This is a genomic window from Vaginella massiliensis, from assembly GCF_900089075.1.
Taxonomy (GTDB): domain Bacteria; phylum Bacteroidota; class Bacteroidia; order Flavobacteriales; family Weeksellaceae; genus Weeksella; species Weeksella massiliensis_A.
In genome coordinates this window covers 356,789-377,194 of sequence record NZ_LT593747.1, presented here as the reverse complement: position 1 = coordinate 377,194, position 20,406 = coordinate 356,789, and the positions used below count along the sequence as shown (strand labels likewise).

Genomic DNA, 20,406 nt, shown 5'->3' with positions numbered 1-20,406 from the left:
AAAACAATTAATATTAACTTGTCAAAATGAGTTGGGGTTATGAGGAAATATGAAAATTTAACTCAATCTGAGTTTCATTGGATTAAGGAATATCCATCATCGTGGAAATTAGGACGTATAAAAAATAACACATACGTTAAAGCTCGTATTGGTTGGCAAGGCTTAAGAAGTGATGAATTTATTTTAAATTCTGATTGGTATTGTGTTACAGGAACTGATTTTAAAGATGGTTCTATTGATTGGGAAAACTGTTATTGTGTAGAAGAAGATCGTTATAATCAAGATAAAAAAATTCAATTAAAGATTGATGATCTACTTATTACCAAAGATGGCACAATTGGGAAAATAGCATTAATTAAAGATTTACCTAAAAAATCAACTTTAAATAGTGGTGTTTTTGTAACCCGTCCATTAATGAAAAGTTATAATGTTGATTATTTTTATTGGGTATTAAGTTCTAATGTTTTTAGAGATTTTATAGACTATCATAAAAACGGTTCTACTATTTTACATTTATATCAAAATGTTTTTGAAAGATTTGTTTTCTTAATTCCCTCTTTCCACGAACAACAAGCCATTGCCAATTATTTAGATGCGAAAACACAAGCAATAGATAAAAAAATATCGCTTTTAGAACAAAAGATAGAAACGTATAAGAAATTAAAACGTACACTCATCAACCAAACCATTACAAAAGGTTTACGGTCATTGAGCGAAGTCGAAATGAAAGACAGCGGCATCTCTTGGATTGGGCAAATCCCACAACATTGGGAGGTGAAACGTTTAAAGGATGTATGTAAATCTATGTCTTCTGGTGCAACTCCAACCTCAGGTAACCTTTCTTATTATGAAGATGGTACAATTAATTGGTTAAATACAGGAGATTTAAATGACGGTATAATAAATTCAACTCAAAAAAAATTAAACAACACGGTATTTGACGATTATCCAAATTTAAAAATTCAGAAGAAAGGTACTTTAGTAATTGCGATGTATGGTGCAACTATTGGGAAAATGGGGTTATTGGACATTGACTCTACAACAAATCAAGCTTGTTGTTGTTTAAATTTAAAAAATGATAATTTCAATAAATTTCATTTTTATCAATTACTAAATATTAAGCAATATATAATAAGTTTAAGTGTAGGTGGTACACAACCAAATGTTAGTCAAGGTATTTTATCTTTCATTGAGATGGTTGTTCCTCCCAAATCAGAACAAGAGGAAATAGCCAAATATTTAGACCATAAAACAGCTACTATAGATGCTATCGTAATTAATATTGGAAAACAAATAGACACCTTAAAACAGTTACGTAAAACATTAATCAACGACGTAGTAACCGGTAAAATAAAAGTGGTAGAGTAAAAAATCCTGCTAATTTTTAAAAAGTCCAAGTCCTTATTTAAAAAAATAGCCAAAATTTTAAATAAGAATTTTTTTATTTAAATTAGTGTTCCAAATTTTAAATAAGCCACTGATTAAATAATAATTTGAAAATATTTTGCAATTCAAAAATTATGGGTATCTTTGCATCAACGGTACCCGTACTGCTTCCCATCAGAACAGCTTGCGGGTCTTCTTATTTTATACCTGTTCGTAAATACCATCTTCACAATGGCAGGTAAAAATCCGAGAACTATATCAGGTCAAATACAATTGTTGCAAAGTCGCGATATGTTATTTCGTGACATTAACAATGCACCTCATTTTTTAGCGAATATATCGTATTATCGCCTAAAGGGATATTGGTGGGAAATGCAAGACGATAAAGTCAATCATCATTTCGCTCCTCATTCTTATTTCGAAGATGTAATTGATTTGTACAATTTCGATAGGCATTTCAGGTTATTAGTTTTTAATGCAATAGAACGTATCGAGATTGCTTTGCGTACTAAACTTATCTATCATTTAGCTTTACTTTATGGTGAATGTTGGTATATTGATCAATCGATTTTTACAAACAAAGTTCAACACGCAGAATTTTTATCCAAACTCAATCGTGAAATGAAAAGTAGTAGTGAAGAATTTATGAAATCGCACTACAAAAATCATAAAAACGATTACCCCGAAGCGTGGAAAGCATTAGAAGTAGTTACCTTAGGTACACTTTCTAAAATTTATGATAACCTACAACATCAGTCACCTGCAAAATCTACAATAGCCAATGAATTTGGATTATCAAGTTCGGCAGATTTTTCAAGTTGGTTACGTAGTATCACATTAGTTAGAAATATTGTTGCACATCATAGTAGATTATGGAATAAAGTTTTAATTACGCAATATTCTTGGCCTAAAAATATGGAAACAGTATTATTAGATTTTACACCCAATCAAAATCATCTAAAGAAAATATTTCCGTTATTAGCAGGAATGATTTATTTAAATGATAAAATATCTCCAGGGCATTCATTAAAAAAAGAATTAGTAGATTTAATACAACAATTCCCTAACGTACCATTTTACAAAATGGGATTTCCACCACATTGGCAAAACCAACCAATATTTATCCAATAACCTTGAACTATAATTATGAAAGAACTCGACTTACAAGATAAATACATCATTCATTTCTTTACGGACATTAAAGAAGGATTAGGTTACAAAGAAGCAAAAGCCAATACCGTTTCTCCTAAATTTTTTATCACAGAAGATTTAAAATACTTTATTTCAGAAACCTCACTCAACAAAAGCAATTATAAAAAATTGCTTAAAAAATTTGATTCCGAAAAAGAATTAATGGATGCTTTTACTTCATTCTTAGATGACAAAATAAAATCATCTATGAATATGGCGGTATTTATCAATTCCAATAAGTCAGTTACTTTTGAAGGTGTAAAGATATATCTGTTTTATCCAAGTGGAAGTGTATTGCAAGAAGACAAATCATTCGATGAAAATATATTTACCATTGTACAAGAGTTACCCTATGTATTTAAACACGAAGGTAAAACGAGATTTTCATTTCGTCCCGATCTCTCTTTTTTCTTAAACGGTATATATTTAGGTTATAGCGAACTGAAAAGCAATTGGAACAACCAAACAGCAGGTAAAAATGGTCGTCATAAAGTAATGAAAGATTACCTATCTGCTACACAAAAATATTTGGTAATAGCCGATAAAAACGACATTTCGCAAACCATTCGTAAAGACTTCTTACATATTTTCGAAAAAGCAATTCATATCACGGCTACCGATTTATCAGATACCTTTGTCATCAGAAACATAGCTACGTTTTTTGATGATATTAAAGCAACCGATACCAAAGGTGATTATGACTTTTCGGATTACGAAAAGAAAATGCTGAAAGACTTTAAACCCTATCCATTAGTTAATCCTAATGCGGATAAGTTAGCACGTTTCGAAGAAGTATTTAGAGCCTTGTACGATAAAAAAATGATAGAAAAAGAAATTCTGTATTACAACTTTATCGAGCGTGAGTTAATCAAAAAAGATGGAAGCAAAACCAAAGAATACAAACATAATGACGGTCGTTTAATTTCGCCACGTCCTAAACAAAAATTCGGTACAGATAAGGTTTTAGCCAAAGTAGAAGAATTTTTAAAACACGAGCAAGAACCAGACTATTTTATCAAAAAATTAGAAACCGAATTACGAGAAAAAGGAATTGGAGAAGAACGTGTACAAGAATTAGTTAATAAGCGTTTAAAATACCAAAACAACAAAAATGTGTATTCGTTACTATTACAGTATGCAGCAGGTTTTGGTAAATCAAATATTATTGGTTGGACAGCATTACAATTAAAAGACTTACGCAAAGAAGGCGAATATGTGTACGACAAAGTAATGCTGGTGGTAGACCGTTTGCAGTTAAGAGATCAATTAGATTCTAAAATGCACAATATGAACATTCAAAAAGCAATGTTTATAGAAGCTACAGACCGCAAAAGTTTTATTGATGCTTTAAGTTCAGACAAAAGAATTGTAGTAGTCAACTTACAAAAGTTTGGTTCTGTCAATACCATATTAGATGAAACGGTTGTTAAAAATTTAGCCAATCTAAGAATAGCATTTTTGATTGATGAGATACACCGTAGCAATAGTGGTACACAACACGAAGAAATGTTAAGCGTTTTTGACGAATTACAAGCAAGTTTCGATAATAATGATGCCTATACACAACAGCGTACCAAAAAGAATTTAATCATTGGTTTTACAGCAACACCAAGCGACCATACATTAGCCAGATTTGGTGAATACAATCGTTATGCAGAAGCTGAAAAATTATGGATTCCTTTTGATAGTTATACAATGAAAGAGGCTATTGATGATGGGTATATTTTGAATCCAATTAGAGGGATTGTTCCTGTTTCAGCCAAAATGTATTTTGAGTTTCCGGATAATTTTTTAGAAGGATTTGAAAGAGATATGGGATATGGTTTTGACCTAATACCTGACGACACCGATACAGGTATTGATGAATATGGAAAGAAATATGCAATTCGTAAAAAGAAAATTTATCTAAATACTGAACGTATAGAAGCCATTTCAAAATTTATAGTAGAAAGATTAGTAACTACGGTTTATCATCAAATAAGAGGAAAAGCCAAAGCAATGCTTTCTGCATCATCTATTCCAGCGGCTATTAAGTATAAAAACTTTATATCAAAATATTATGCTGAAATAACCAAACAACCAAAATACGAACGCTTTGCAGATGCTCCTGTATATATCGTTTATTCAGATAGCCAAGAGTATCAAAGTTGTAGTGGTTTAAATAGTGGTTTAAGTGAAGAACGTGTTTTACAAAATTTTAAAATAGCTAAAAATGGGATTATCATCGTTGTAGATAAATTGCAAACAGGATTTGATGAACCTAAATTACATACTTTATTTTTAGATAAAGAAATTAGAGGAATTAACGCTATTCAAACGATTTCAAGAGTTAATCGTACAGCGAAATATAAAAACGATTGTAAGATTGTAGATTTCTCTTATAAAAACATTAATGTAAAAAATATAAAAGAAGCTTTTGAGCATTTTTCTAATGTAGTGGTTTCAGATTTTGATCCATTAGGAGATGAAGAAAGATTAGTAGAAATATTTAAAGAATTAAAAGCAGAAGATTTATTCAAAAAGCATTTTGCCAATTTTAAATCTTATAAAGAAGGGAAATTAGAAGTACAGACTATTGTAGAATTAGAAAATGATTTAGATACATTTATTCGCAATAATGAAAAAGAGGCTAAAGCAATAAAATCTAAAATACTGAAATACTTCAAAATCCTAAACTTGATAGAGTTTGTGATAGAGTTGGACAAAAAATATTCAGAAGATATTTTCTTAGAATTTTGGCATAGATACAATGTAATTTATAACCAAATTAATGGTACAAAAGAAATTATTGATGATGTAGAAATCTATTTTGACAACAGAATTGGGATTGTCGCTCCAAAAGAATACAAACAGAAAGAATCTAAAACCAAGAATCCTACACCGACTGATAGTGATAAACCGAATAAGTTTAAATACAACATCCTAAAGGTTATAGAAAAACGCAATCAAGAAGAAGAAGAAGAAATAGATGCATTAATCAAAGATTTTGAAGAAAAGATAACTTTATTCTTTGAATACATTAAGTCAGATGCAGATGGTAAACGCTTAATAGCTAAAATGACATCAACAAGTTCTTCATTTTCACACGAAGAAATATTAAAAGATTTCTCAAAGCTATATCGTAAGTTCACGATTAAAAACAAGGATTTGGGAGAATTCTTTAAAAGAGAAACAAAAGATATACTATCGCAATTATGTGATGATTTTGAGAAATATTTAATTAAACCATATCCAGAACAACAAACAGCTATTCATATAGCAGCAGAGGATTAATATACAAAAGGAGCAAATTTTGCTCCTTTTTAAATATCTATTTCTCTACAAGAATAATCCTTTATATCTTTTACTGGCAAACTAATAGTAATTATCCTGAAACCATTAATACTAAAGCCAAACAGGCCCTGTACGACAACTTAGGAAAAGATGAGGAACTGGCGGTGTTGATGGATGAAGCCGTGCGGTACAGTAAGATGGACGGTTTTCGGGGTAATGCGATAAAGGAAAAGAAGATTAAAATTGCGATAAGACATCATCTTCCGGAAGGTTATTCCATTGATGAAATTTTTGAAATCATTAAAAACCAGGATGAGTATTAGCGAGTACCGGCTCACAGTTTCCAATATTACGGTGGATGTTGTAAAAAAAGACATCAAGAATATGCACTTGACGGTATATCCGCCGAACGGAAGGGTGCGTGTTTCTGCACCTTCGGATCTTCCGGACGAAGCCGTACGGCTATTTGTGGTTGGGAAAATTCACTGGATAAAAAAAAGACAGAAGCTTTTTCAGGAACAGCAGCGTGAATTGCCAAGAGAGTATATCACTGGCGAAAGCCATTTCTTTGATGGAAAACGTTATTTGTTGAAAGTAATCGATCATTCCGGAAAGGCAGAAATCAAAATAAAGAATAAAAAATACTTGGAATTGTATGTCCGTTCGGGAGCGGATAAAGAAACTAAACAGCGAGTATTTACCGAGTTTTACAGAAACTATCTGAAGGCAACCGTGCCGGCACTGTTGAAGAAATGGGAGGAAATTACGGGATTGCAGTGTGAAAGCTGGGAGATAAGAAAAATGCAGACCAAATGGGGCTCTTGCAATGAAAAAAAGAAAAAGATCATCCTGAATCTCGAACTTGCAAAAAAACCCCGGCCTTACCTGGAATATATCATTTTGCATGAATTATTACATCTTTTAGTTCGGAATCATAATGATGAATTCCGGGCGTTACTTGATCGGTATATGCCCAACTGGCGGGAATATCAGCGTGAACTTAATGCGCTTCCTGTGGCAGGAAATGAAATCATTGATTAATGAATTTTACATTGCTAATGATATCCCTCACCAAATCCCGTTTCAAACTCGGCCTGGAATGCCCCAACAAACTGTATTTTACGGATAACAGCGGGTATGCCAATAAGAAAGTAGAGGATCCGTTTCTGGAAGCACTGCAAAAGGCGGCTTTCAGGTGGAAGCACTGGCGCGGCTTTCTTATCCGTCCGGCAGATTTGTAGATGCTGAAAATTATGAATATGACAAAGCCGTCAATGCTACCAAAAAAGCTTTTGAGCAGGGGAATATCTGCCTTTTCGAAGCAGCATTTGCCTCAGAAAACCTGTTCGTAAGAACCGATATTGTAGATAAAAAAGGTTCAAACGTAAAACTGATCGAGGTTAAAGCGAAATCTTATGATCCGAAGGACGATTACACCTTTGTGGGGAAAAAGGGAGGAATGGCCGGAGGCTGGAAAGCTTACTTGTTTGATTTGGCTTTTCAGAAATATGTAGCGCAGAAAGCATTTCCCGATTTTAAATTTTCTGCTTTTCTGATGCTTGCCGACAAAACAAAACCGGCCTTGGTGGATGGCCTCAACCAAATGTTTCGCATCCATAAAGATACCGATCCGCGAAAAGAAATAGAAATGCGGATTGCTTCTCTGGAAGAAATTGGCGGGACAGTTCTTAATAAATATTAACCTCGCAAAAACCTTTCAAGGTTTGGCAACAAGAATAGTATCAAAAATAACTTCTTTTACCATGATTCAATATCTAAATTTTTTCGTCTTCAAGAGAAGTTTGAATAAGTTAAAAATTAATTTGTGCTAAATGCACAACAGGTGGTGTAATTATTTTAGCAAATTTTGAACATATTTCATTTAAGATTAAATATTTTTGTAAAAACAAAGGTTTGGGAAACACAAAAAAATACTTCAAAAAAATTCTCATCGGTGTCGGAATATTTGTAGCAATTTTATGCGCAGGTGTTTTGAGCTTACAATTACCGGTAATTCAAAATTTTTTAAAGGACCGGTTGGTAATATATTTAGAGAAAAAGGTAAAAACCAAAGTTTCTCTCGATCGGTTCTATGTTACGTTTCCGAATAGTTTGGTGATGGAAAATCTGTATCTGCAAGGCCAAACCGTGGATACGTTGCTGTATGCCAAAAAGTTTGATGTCGGATTAAACATTCCCAAGCTTTTAAAAAACACCGTCGATCTTACTTCAATTGATTTAGATGGAGTGAAAGCTAATGTTGTAAGAAACAAAAATGGTTCTTTTAATTTCGATTATTTTATCGATGCTTTTGCCCGAAAAGATTCGCAGGAAAGTGAAAGTAAGCCATTCGTCATTTCTTTAGACAAAATTAAGTTGCAGAATATCAATGTTTCATTTATAGATAACCAAGCCAGGAATGATATTAATCTTAAATTCAAGTATTTCGATACCCGGGTGAAAACCTTCGATCTTGATCGCAATTCGTATGCCGTGGGAAATATTGTTTTGGATGGATTGAAGTTAAAATTGAAGCAAGATTTATTGGAAGAAGTTGCAGAAACGGTTGATGAAAAGGCGGATTCGCTTCGAGCAAAAAAACCAATGAAATTAGCATTAAATGGAATAAAATTCACCAATTTTAATGTAGATTATGGCGACGATAATTCAAAAACTTATGCCAAAATTCTCTTTAATGAACTGAATACAAAAATCAATAAACTCGATATTGAAAACCAGAGTTATGAGGTCGATCAATTTCTTTTGAAAGGTGCAAATATTGATGCGAAAATGTTCTCGGCACCTCAAAAAGAAGCGAAAGACTCTGATCTTCCATCACCTGCCGAAAAATCGCTGGATCTGCTTCTAGGTAAAGCTATTTTAGATGATGTAAAGGTTTCATACAACAATACCGCGATGCCCAAAAAATCTTGGGGAATGGATTTCAACCATCTCGATTTTTCTCAACTGAATTTCGATTTGAGAGATTTTAAAATGCAGAATGGAACGTTCGCAGGAACAGTAAAAAAAGCTGAAATTAAGGAGAAGAACAACCTTGAAATACGAAAATTCAATACCGATTTTGTGTATGGCGAAAAGCAAGCATACCTAAAAAACCTTTATTTAGAAACTTCCAGAACGGTCTTGCGTGACGAAATCGTTTTAAATTACAATTCCATCGAACAATTATCCGCAAATCTTGGTGCAGTAAGTATTTCAGCAAATATCTACAATTCAAAAATTGGTTTGGCAGATTTGTTGAATTTCGCTCCGGATTTACGAAACACACCACCTTTCAATACTTATCCTAATGGTACTATCAATCTGGACGCAAGGATAAAAGGAACGATGAATGAGATGCAGATTGCCAATTTACAAGCATCCGGATTGGGTGACTTGAAGTTGGCGCTTTCTGGAGTGGTAAGAAATGCAACCGATCCCAATAAGTTATTTTATGACTTGAAAATTCGAAATTTAGGTTCCTCCGCAAAAACTATATTGAAGATTTTGCCGAAAAATACCGTTCCTTCCAATATTTCTTTGCCTTCATATTTTGCTATTTCGGGAGTCGCCCGCGGAACAACAAAAGTGGTCGATACGAAACTGAAAATGGTTTCAACTTTGGGAAATGTTGTGCTGAACGCACTGGTCGATATGCGCAGAAAAAATGCAGAAACGTATGCTGTTAATGCCAATTTGGCGAATTTGCAAATCGGAAAAATCATCCAAAATAAAGACCTGGGGATTGTTCGAGGAAGGTTGAGTGCAAAAGGAAGAAGCTTTAATTTTAAGAATGGAAACTTGGATTTTAAAGGAAATTTGGCAGCATTTGATTATCAAAATTACCGCTATCAAAACGTTGGTCTTTCCGGCAAATTGAATTCTGGTAAATATAATATTCATCTTCTCTCACATGATCCCAATGCAAATCTCAATTTATTGGCCTCCGGAAAATTGTCTGATAAAAATTCTAGCGTAAAATTGGGCGGAACGATCACCAAACTTGATCTTTACAAATTAGGTTTCTACCAAGATCCGCTAATTTTGGCAGGAAACATTGATGGCGAATTCACCAATTTGAATCCTGATTTCTTGAATGGTTATTTGAATTTGGATCAGTTTGCAATTTCAGACACCAAAGAAGTTTTACCGATTCAGGAAATGCGTCTGAAAGCTGAAACTACTGCGAATTCAAACGCTTTATATTTCAATTCTCAAGTTGCGGATTTTACCATGACCGGAAAATACAAACTATCGCAAATTTTCGGTGCGCTGCAAAATACAGTGAGCAATTACTATGATGTGGGCAAGAAAAAGCAGCGAATCGATCCGCATCAATATTTCGATTTTACGGCGACTTTGAAAGATGATGATTTAATTAGAAAATTCGTTCCGGAACTCAAAAGTTTTGAGACCATTACCATGAACGTAAATTACAATGCAGATTCCCAAAACATCAATGTTGATGCGCAAATTCCGAATTTAAAATATGGAGAAAATTTAATTGAAAATGCTTCGTTTAAAGTTTCTAATGATAATGACGCATTGCAATATCAGCTTAAGGCGCAGAAGATTTCAAGTGAAAAATTGGCTCTAAATCAATTTGCTGCAACCGGAAACGTTGCAAACAATCTCATCACATATCGAGTTTCAACAAAAGACAAGAAAAATGTTGAACAATTTTTGATTGCCGGAAGTGCCCAATCGCTTAAAAATGCAACACAAATTTCTTTGGATCCGGATGGTTTAAAGTTAAATTACACTAACTGGAATGTCGCGCCAGATAATGTGCTGCGTTTCGGAAATAATGGAATTTTCGCTCGCAATTTTTTGCTCAGCAACGGGGAAAGCAGTCTTGCCATAAATTCTGAAAATGAAAACGCGAATAGCCCGCTGAATGTTGATTTGAAAAATTTTAAAATAGAAACCATCACCGAAATGCTGAAAAAAGATTCTCTTTTGGCGAAAGGAACCATCGATGGAAACGTGAGGTTAAAGGATTATAAAAACCTCAATTTCACTTCGGATCTAAATGTTACAGATTTGGTGATGTATGGAAATCCAATCGGAAATATCGCAGCAAAGGTGAATACTAAAACTGCAAAACTTTTGTATGCCGATGTTGCACTTTCTGGTTTTGAAAATGATGTGAAAATTACCGGAGATTATGATATAGAATCGCAACTTCTTGATTTAGAAGCGGAAATTAATCGTCTGCAAATGAAATCGGTTCAAGGGTTTACCCTAAATGCCATTGAAAATACTGAAGGTTACCTTTCCGGAAATTTCGACATCACGGGGAAAACCGAAAGTCCGAAAATATTAGGGAAGTTGAAATTCAATGATGTTGGTTTAGAAATTGTGAAAACCGGAAGCAATTTCAGACATCTTGATGATGAGATAAGATTCGCACCGAGAGGAATTGTGTTTGATGATTTTAAAGTGAAGGATTCACAAGGAAATGCATTGACTTTTGATGGCGACATTTTAACCCAAAATTACAAGGACTTTGCTTTTGATTTAAAACTTAGGGCAAGAGATTTCATGGCGGTAGATTCTCAACCGGATAACGATAAGATGATGTTTGGAATTTTGGCAATTGATGCCGATCTTGGTATTACCGGAAATTTGGATTTGCCACAGGTTGATGGTAAATTAGCAGTCACCGACAAAACCGATTTTACCTTTGTGATTCCTCAAACATCACCTACTATAAAAGATCGAGAAGGTATTGTGGAATTTATCGATCAGGACCAAATTGTCCTCAATAAAACCATAAAAGCCGACAGCATCGATGCGAAAACCGGCATCAAAGGAATGGATGTTAATGTGAATATTTCTTTAACCAAAGAAGCTAAAATTTCATTATTGATCGATAAAGCCAGTGGAGATTTCGTGAAACTTCAAGGGGAAGCAGAACTGACGGGAGGTGTGGATCCATCGGGAAAAACTACGCTGGTAGGCGTTTATCAGGTAGAAAGTGGGGCGTATGAAATGTCTTTTAACATGATTAAAAGAAAATTCGATATCCAAAAGGGTAGTACCATCACCTGGACCGGCGAACCAACCACCGCAAACCTGGATTTTACCGCGATTTATAAAACCAATGCAGCGCCGATTGATTTGGTGCAGCAGCAACTTTCCGAAGATCAGCTGAACTACTATAAACAGAGGATTCCTTTCAATACGTTATTGGTTTTAAAAGGAGAATTGCTGAAACCGGTGATTACTTTTGATATTCAAACCGATGAAAATAACAATGCGGTTAATCAAGAGGTCATCGACAATGTTGAAACTAAGCTGAACCAGCTCCGTCGCGATGAATCGGAACTCAACAAACAGGTTTTTGCACTGTTGATTTTGAATCGTTTCATAGGCGATAATCCTTTCCAAAGTCAAAGCGGAATTTCTGCCGGAACGATGGCGAGACAGAGTGTGAGCCAAATCTTGTCCCAGCAGCTCAATAATATTGCACAGGATTTAATAGCTGGTGTAGATCTGACCTTCGATTTTGACAGTTATGAAGAATATTCATCGGGAAACAAAAATACAAGAACCGATTTAAATGTAAATTTAAGTAAGAAACTATTAAATGACCGCCTGAAGATCACCGTTGGAAGCAATTTCGGAATCGAAGGAGAAGCACGCCAAAATGAGGAAATGACTAATATTGCGGGTAATATTACTGCAGATTACGCTTTATCGAAAGATGGCAGATATACCCTTCGTGCATATCGGAAAAATCAGTATCAAGTAGCTTTGCAAGGACAAATTATCGAAACTGGAGTTGGGTTTGTCATCACTTTGGATTATACTGAATTCAAAGATATTTTCCAACGAGCGAAACAAAACCGTGAGATCCGAAGAACCAAAAAAGCAATGCAGAAAAATAGCGCAGTTGAATTCAAATAATTGATGATGAAATTTATGGGAAATACAATTCAGTTTAAAAATATTAAAATAGCAACAGGTATTTCTGTCGCTGCAGTTCTTTTTTCATGCGGAACCGAAAGATTACAACCCAACGAAAAACTCTACACTGGAGCGAAAATTAATATCATTAATGACACGATTTCCAAAAAAGAAAAATCTTCATTGAAAGACGGCTTGGAGGATAATCTCACCCCAAAACCCAATTCTTCAATTTTGGGTTTGCGACCGCGTGTTTGGATTTACAATATTACCCCGGAGCCCAAAAAAGACAAAGGAATTACCAATTGGCTGAAAAATAAAGTGGGGCAGAAACCTGTTCTTTTGGGCGATGTAGACCGGGAATTTAACAAAGATATAATTGAAAACTACTCTGAAAATAAAGGGTATTTCAATGCGAAAGCTCAGTACGATACCATTATCAATGGGAAAACTGCAAAAGTGGTTTATGATGTGAAAACCGGAGCAAGATATCTCATCAGCGATGTGAAATTTCCGGAAGACAGCACCAAAATTAACCGTGAAATTCAATTGGTAAAAGATCAAACATTACTGAAAAAGGGGAAACCTTTCGACCTCGATGTCATCAAAGCTGAGCGTGAAAGAATTGATAATCGGATGAAGGAAAATGGTTTTTATTACTTTCATCCGGATAATATCATTGTTCAGGCCGACAGTACAGTTACCAGCAAACCGGAGGTCGAACTTGCTGTAAAATTGAAAGAGGAAACGCCAGAACTGGCCAAAAAACAATTCAGCATCAATAATGTAATTGTGTATGCCGATTACAACTTGCGCGATGTGAAAGAAAATGTATATAAAATCCCTGTAAATATAGATTCCATTGAAGCTTACAAGGATTTTTATTATGTTGATCCTAAGAAAAAATTTCGTCCGGTCATGTTTGAAAGGGCGCTGTATTTTAAAAAAGGCGACATCTACAATCGTGCGGACCATAATTTGACTTTGAACCGATTGATCAGTCTTGGAGTTTTCAAATTTGTAAAAAATGAATTTGTAATTTCCGATAGCTTAACGAATAAATTTGATGCCTATTACTTGCTTACTCCTAAGGAATTTCAATCTTTAAGAGCGGAAGCCTTAGGTAAAACCAATTCGGCAAATTATGCAGGTTCAGAGATCAATCTCAATTGGACTCACCGAAATATTTTCCGAGGTGCGGAGCAATTGAAGGCATCTGTTTTCGGTTCTTTTGATATGCAGATGGGTGGGAGATCTTCCGTTTACGAACGAGGGGAAGGCAATATCTATCGAGCGGGCGCGAATGTTCAATTGTCTGTTCCAAGGTTGTTGACACCATTTAATTTTCAATCCTCAAGCGCTTTTGTTCCGCGTACCAATGCCGGAATCGGTTATGAATATGTAAGCCGTAGCAAATGGTACACTTTGCACAATTTCAATGCGTCGTTTGGATATCTATGGAAAGAAAATATCCGAAAGGAACATGAATTGAAATTGCTAGATGTTACCTTGGTAGCACCTGAAAATGTGACCGAAGTTTACCAAAATTATATTCAGGACAAACCGTATTTGCAGCAGGCAATCCAGAAGCAATTAATTTACGGGCCAACTTATTCGTACACCTACACTAATACGATGCTGCCTAAAACCAACACGATGTACTATCGAGGTTATGTTGATTTGGCCGGGAATCTCACAGGATTAATCACCGGAGCTAATGCTAAAGAAGGCAAGGAAAAGCAGATTTTCGGTGTGCCTTTCAGTCAATATGCCAAAATGGAAAACGATTTTAGATTTTACCATCAGCTTTCCAGTAAACAAAGTGTTGCCGCGCGGGTAATTGCTGGAATTGCGTATCCGTACGGAAATTCGCTTACGGTTCCGTTTTCCCGACAATTTTTTTCCGGAGGTAGCAATAGTATTCGCGCATTTCGGGCTAGAACTTTAGGTCCTGGTAGTTATGATCCGCGAACGCAAACCGGCCAATTATTTTTCGATCAAGCCGGAGATATTAAGTTGGAAACCAATCTGGAATATCGCGCCAATATTTATAGATTCTTGAATGTAGGTGTTTTTGCAGATGCAGGAAATGTTTGGCTGGTCAATGAAGATGCAACGCGCCCAGGAGCGAAATTTTCCAAAGATTGGCTGAGCGAAATGGCGGTAGGAGCGGGCGTTGGACTGCGTTTGGATTTTTCTATTCTGCTTCTTCGACTAGATTTGGCAATGCCGTTGCGGGTACCTTACTACGAGAAAAATGATCGTTGGATGTTCGATAAAATCGATTTTGGGAATAAAGATTGGCGTCGACAAAATTTAGTTTTGAATATTGCGATTGGTTATCCTTTTTAATCAGTTTAAATTTACCTGTTGTGCATTTAGCACAAATTAATTTTTAACTTATTCAAACTTCTCTTGAAGAACGAAAAAATTTAGATATTGAATCATGGTAAAAGAAGTTATTTTTGATACTATTCTTGTTGCCAAACCTTGAAAGGTTTTTGCGAGGTTAATATTTATTAAGAACTGTCCGCACAGTTGCGAAATATTGGTTTCAATCCTCTTCCTGATTTTTGGTTTTGTCTTGGAAAATTCCACAAAATTATGCTGGTTTTTACGCATTGGAACCGAAAGATTTATCTTGGAATAGTTGAATAAATCCAGTTGGAGTTCTTTGCTGATGTACCCTCTGTCGCCGATTAATAAGCAGTTTTCAAAATTCTCCTTAATGTCGTGCAGATAGTTCACGTCGTGAACATTTGCAGGGGAAAAATCAAACGAGTGGAAGATTCCATTTTTGTCACAAACCGCATGAAGTTTATAGCCAAAATACCTAGATTTTTGTGCGGCACAATATCCATATGCAGGTTTGATCTCATCCGTGGAACAGATTGCAGAACGATTTGCCCGACTTATTTTACAGATTTCAATTGGCGTGGAATCCACAATAAAGACATCGGTGAAATCCGAAAACTTGCTGCTCAAGGTTTCTCTGATTTTTTCAATGTAGGGAAAAAGTTTTCTTTTCCTTCTATTGTAGACACTCCTTTCAATTCTTTCCTCCAAATCAGTCCCTGAAATGTATCTAAATAACTGTAGTTCAGAGTTAATAGACATATATTCTGCAGTGAGGTTGAGTGCCACAAGTTCCTAATCAGACATTTTTGGAAGCCTATTTGCTTACTTGCAGTAATATATTTACAGGTGTGTGTCAATTCTTTTAAAATAATTTTGTAGTTTTGAATAAGATTGTTGATATATTTAATGACTTGGTAATCAATTAAATATACGGTTTTTTTTAATCAAATGGACAATCTTTTTCTTTTTTAATTCCTAAATGCACAACAGGTTTATAATTATAAATTATGTACTACTTTCGTACACCTCAATACTCTAAAACTACTATTAATAAACGAAATTTTACATTCTGCATCGGGAAGTAATCGCTACACAAAAGCTTTTCCGCAGTACCATTGACAAAGTTGCAGAAAGGATTATTTAATACTCTTGCAGAGAAAAAACACCTTAATCACCGCAAATTATGCGGAGAATATTTTTATATTTTTGCAGATAAAGTCGTTAACTTTCTTTCAAGTGCTTTTCTAGAAAATACGCCATTTTTTCTAACGCTCATCGCACCGATTATTCGAACAAGTAAATTCTAACATTTTATATCTGAAGACAAAGAATTATCTTTGCCCTAATGGAACAACAATATCTAGATTTACTCAACGAACCTCAAAGACAAGCTGTAGAAACCACAGAAGGTCCTGTCATGATTATTGCAGGGGCTGGTTCTGGCAAAACAAGAGTACTTACCTACCGCATTGCTCACCTGATGAACAAAGGAGTTGATGCATTCAATATCCTATCGCTTACCTTTACCAACAAAGCAGCGCGTGAGATGAAAGAACGTATTGCAGCGGTGGTCGGCGCGAGTGAAGCCAAAAATCTTTGGATGGGTACCTTCCACTCTGTTTTTGCTCGTATTTTACGCACCGAAGCTCCACTACTCGGCTATCCGTCAAATTTTACCATTTACGATCAACAAGATGCCGTAAGCGTTATGACCAAAGTAATCAACGACTTACAGCTAGACAAAGACATTTACAAACCCAAACAAGTGCTGAGCAGAATATCGCAATACAAAAATAATTTGATTACAGTGCGTGCCTATTTCAACAACCAGCAACTCATCGAGGCAGATACCGAAGCGATGAAACCACGCATGGGCGATATTTACAAAGCCTATGTCGATCGTTGTTACAAATCGGGCGCAATGGATTTTGATGATTTGCTGTTGCGAACAAATGAAATTTTAACGCGCTTCCCAGACGTATTGGCAAAATACCAAGAACGCTTCAAATACATCATGGTAGACGAGTACCAAGATACCAACCACTCGCAATACCTCATTGTAAAAGCATTGGCGTCACGATACGAAAATATTTGTGTTGTGGGAGATGATGCTCAGTCAATTTATGCTTTTCGCGGAGCGAACATTCGAAATATATTATCGTTTCAGAAAGATTATCCCGATGCCAAAGTTTTTCCGTTGGAACAAAATTACCGTTCTACCCAAATCATTGTCAATGCAGCCAATCAGATCATTGCTCATAATCAAGATCAGCTCAAAAAAAACGTTTGGACTGCCAACGAAGAGGGCGAAAAAATTCCGGTTTATCGTGCCTTATCCGATGCAGACGAAGCGCGCTATATCGCCTCGCGTATTTTCGAAAACTCGATGACGCAGCAGTTGAAATACAGCGATTTTGCGATTTTGTATCGTACCAATGCTCAATCTCGTGCCCTCGAAGAGGCTTTGCGCAAAAAAGGAATTCCTTATCGCGTTTTTGGCGGAATCTCGTTCTACCAGCGCAAAGAGATAAAAGATTTGGTCGCCTATATGCGTTTGTTGATCAATCAGAACGATGAAGAAGCCTTGTTGCGTGTCATTAATTATCCGGCGAGAGGAATTGGACAAACGACTATTTCTAAGTTGCTCATCGCTGCCGATCAACATCAAATTTCGGTTTTTCAGGTGTTAGAAAATATACATTTTTATGCGCCTACCATCAGCATCAATACTTCAACGGCAAACAAACTGAACGATTTTGTATTGCTGATTCAACGCTATCAAGTCATGCTGAAAAACCATGATGTCTACGAGGTAACCATGGATATGGCAAAGACGACCAAAATGTTGAGTACGCTAAAAGAAGACGATACGCCAGAAGGCATCTCGAGGTTAGAAAACGTACAAGAACTCTTGAACTCGATACAAGGTTTTGTAGACGAACAAAATCAGTTGGAAGATGGCGACCCTTCACTTAGCGGATTTTTGGAGAATATCGCCTTGGCTACCGATGCAGACAACGAAGACGACGACCCGAATAAAGTGAGTTTAATGACGGTGCATTTGGCAAAAGGATTAGAATTTCCGCACGTTTTCATTGCCGGATTGGAAGAAAACTTGTTTCCCTCGATGATGAATCTCAACTCTAGACAAGACCTAGAAGAAGAGCGAAGATTGTTCTACGTAGCCCTCACGCGAGCCGAAAAAAAAGCCTACCTCACCTACTCTGTTTCGCGTTTTCGATGGGGTAAAATTGTCGACAGTGAACCGTCTCGGTTTTTAGAAGAGATAGACGATCATCATTTAGATTGGCTAAATTTGAATGTTGGATTGCCAATTTCGAATGCGAGCGGTCTATCGGCCGACTTGTTTGGTGATACTCCTGCTCCTCGTAAACCTACGATTGCACGCGAAAATCCAAACGCTTCTCGTCCGAAACCAATACAAAAAACCAATCTAAAACCAATCGACAAAGTAAAATCTAAGCCACAAAATGCTGCGAATCATCTCAACTTACAAATCGGAAATGTCGTAGTACACGACCGTTTTGGGAAAGGAATTGTGAAAGAAATACAAGGCGAGCCGCAAGACGCAAAAGCAATCATTTTATTTGACAATGCTGGTGAGAAAAAACTCTTGCTGAATTTTGCAAAGTTGAAGATTTTGAAATAATTGTTCAGAACGATTAAAACCGAAAGTTGAAGGCATCCTTCAACTTTTTTTTATGGAATTACGCTGATTAGAACAAAAGTTTTGATTTTTTTTAGCATTTTAGCAATTCAAATAACACATAGATGGACGAAATTATCAATTCGATTAGCAATCTGGTTTGGTCACAAGCCCTCATTTTCCTTTGTGTCTCTGCTGGATTGTACTTTAGCTTCCGAACAGGATTTTTACAAATTACGTATTTCAAACGAATGCTTCGACTGCTATTTTCGGGTAACGAATCAGAAAGTGGCATCACGCCTTTTCAAGCATTTTCGTTGGCGATTTCTGGGCGTGTTGGTACCGGAAACATCATTGGTGTAGCTACGGCAATTGCAATGGGCGGACCTGGAGCGGTGTTTTGGATGTGGATCATCGCCTTTTTGGGGAGTGCATCTGCCTTCATAGAAGCGATGTTGGGACAGGTTTATAAGCAAAAAATTGACGGAGAATATCGCGGTGGACCGGCTTATTACATCGAAAAAGGTTTGGGAATAAAATGGTATGCAATCGTATTTGCTGTAATCACGATTTTGAGTTGCGGATTTTTATTACCTGGAGTTCAATCGAATAGCATTTCTTCTTCGCTCAACAACGCATTCCAAATACCGGCGACAGAATTCGCAGGAATTCCTATAAATTATCCGGGATTACTCGTGATTGGTTTGTTGGCGTTGATTATTTTCGGAGGTGTAAAACGATTAGGAAAGGCATCAGAATTCATCGTACCGTTTATGGCGTGCGCTTATATTCTAATGGTCATGGTCATTATATTCCTGAATTTCGAGAAATTACCGACTGTTTTAAGCCTAATCGTTCGTTCTGCTTTCAATCAAGAATCGCTCTTTAGTGGAATTTTCGGAATGGCGATCGCTTGGGGAATCAAACGCGGAATCTACTCCAACGAAGCTGGGCAAGGAACTGCGCCTCATGCTGCTGCGGCTGCAGAAGTCAATCATCCCGTGGAACAAGGACTGGTACAAGCCTTTTCGGTTTACATCGATACACTATTCATTTGTACAGCAACAGCATTTATGATTTTGTTTACTGGGCACTACAACGTCAACGGTGAAGACGGAAATCTCATCGTAGAAAATCTAAAAGGAGTGGATTATACAGGATTTACACAAGCCGCGGTGTCCAATCATTTTCCCAGAATCGGAAACGGTTTTGTTGCCATTTCGCTTTTCTTTTTTGCCTTCACTACGATTATGGCGTATTATTATTACGCAGAAACGAACATCACTTACATTTTAAAGAAAAAAAACAAACGAATTGCGATTTGGATTTTGCGAATAGGTTTTTTAACAGCGGTCTATTACGGCACAATCAAAACGGCAGATACCGCTTGGGCTGTCGGTGATATTGGTGTGGGACTCATGGCTTGGGTGAATGTGATTGCAATTTTGCTGATGAGTGGTCTTGCGATGAAAATCTGGAAAGACTATCGCAACCAGTTAAAAACGGGTGTCCGATCGCCAATATTCGACCCGAAAAAATTAGGGATAAAAAATGCTGATTTTTGGGAAGAAAAGTTAAAAGATGAAAACTAAAAAAGTCACTTTTCAGTGACTTTCCTA

The 20,406-nt window shown here is 36.1% G+C and carries 9 protein-coding genes and 2 pseudogenes; 10 read left to right on the top strand and 1 reads right to left on the bottom strand.

Annotated elements, in window-relative coordinates; all coding sequences use genetic code 11:
• Positions 1 to 39: 39 nt before the first annotated feature.
• The 8 genes and pseudogenes from BN8061_RS09075 (at position 40) to tamL (ending at position 15,114) form a co-directional block, all read left to right on the top strand.
• A complete protein-coding gene (locus BN8061_RS09075) occupies positions 40 to 1,368 on the top strand; it encodes a restriction endonuclease subunit S (RefSeq protein ID WP_068598606.1) in 1,329 nt (442 codons plus the stop codon).
• Between the two features lie 249 nt (positions 1,369 to 1,617).
• Positions 1,618 to 2,517, top strand: coding sequence for an Abi family protein (locus BN8061_RS09070; RefSeq protein WP_068598604.1), 900 nt, complete (start codon positions 1,618 to 1,620; stop codon positions 2,515 to 2,517).
• 15 nt (positions 2,518 to 2,532) lie between these two features.
• Positions 2,533 to 5,850: a DEAD/DEAH box helicase family protein gene (locus BN8061_RS09065; protein WP_068598602.1), complete on the top strand. Its 3,318-nt coding sequence runs from the start codon at positions 2,533 to 2,535 to the stop codon at positions 5,848 to 5,850.
• A 291-nt stretch (positions 5,851 to 6,141) separates the two neighbouring features.
• On the top strand, positions 6,142 to 6,891 hold the full coding sequence (locus BN8061_RS09060; protein ID WP_235802727.1) for a M48 family metallopeptidase: 750 nt from the start codon (positions 6,142 to 6,144) through the stop codon (positions 6,889 to 6,891).
• Between the two features lie 154 nt (positions 6,892 to 7,045).
• Positions 7,046 to 7,552 (top strand): hypothetical protein, encoded by a 507-nt coding sequence (locus BN8061_RS09055; RefSeq protein ID WP_068598599.1) that lies wholly within the window; start codon positions 7,046 to 7,048, stop codon positions 7,550 to 7,552.
• Positions 7,521 to 7,682, top strand: a pseudogene (locus tag BN8061_RS12450) (IS982 family transposase); the annotation flags it as partial. The gene BN8061_RS09055 and the pseudogene BN8061_RS12450, both read left to right, overlap by 32 nt.
• An 82-nt stretch (positions 7,683 to 7,764) precedes the next feature.
• Positions 7,765 to 12,762 carry a translocation/assembly module TamB domain-containing protein gene (locus BN8061_RS09050; protein WP_068598598.1) on the top strand — a complete coding sequence of 1,666 codons (4,998 nt, stop codon included), beginning with the start codon at positions 7,765 to 7,767 and terminating at the stop codon, positions 12,760 to 12,762.
• Between the two features lie 15 nt (positions 12,763 to 12,777).
• Positions 12,778 to 15,114: a translocation and assembly module lipoprotein TamL gene (gene tamL / locus BN8061_RS09045; protein ID WP_094745976.1), complete on the top strand. Its 2,337-nt coding sequence runs from the start codon at positions 12,778 to 12,780 to the stop codon at positions 15,112 to 15,114.
• A 26-nt stretch (positions 15,115 to 15,140) separates the two neighbouring features.
• Here tamL and BN8061_RS09040 read toward each other — a convergent pair.
• Positions 15,141 to 16,019: pseudogene (locus BN8061_RS09040) on the bottom strand (IS982 family transposase).
• Between the two features lie 446 nt (positions 16,020 to 16,465).
• On the opposite strand from BN8061_RS09040, the gene BN8061_RS09035 reads away from it, so the two are divergent.
• Positions 16,466 to 18,790 carry an ATP-dependent helicase gene (locus BN8061_RS09035; RefSeq protein WP_068598594.1) on the top strand — a complete coding sequence of 775 codons (2,325 nt, stop codon included), beginning with the start codon at positions 16,466 to 16,468 and terminating at the stop codon, positions 18,788 to 18,790.
• 122 nt (positions 18,791 to 18,912) lie between these two features.
• Complete coding sequence (locus tag BN8061_RS09030) at positions 18,913 to 20,379, top strand: alanine/glycine:cation symporter family protein (RefSeq protein ID WP_068598591.1); 1,467 nt, start codon at positions 18,913 to 18,915, stop codon at positions 20,377 to 20,379.
• The last annotated feature ends 27 nt before the right edge of the window (positions 20,380 to 20,406 follow it).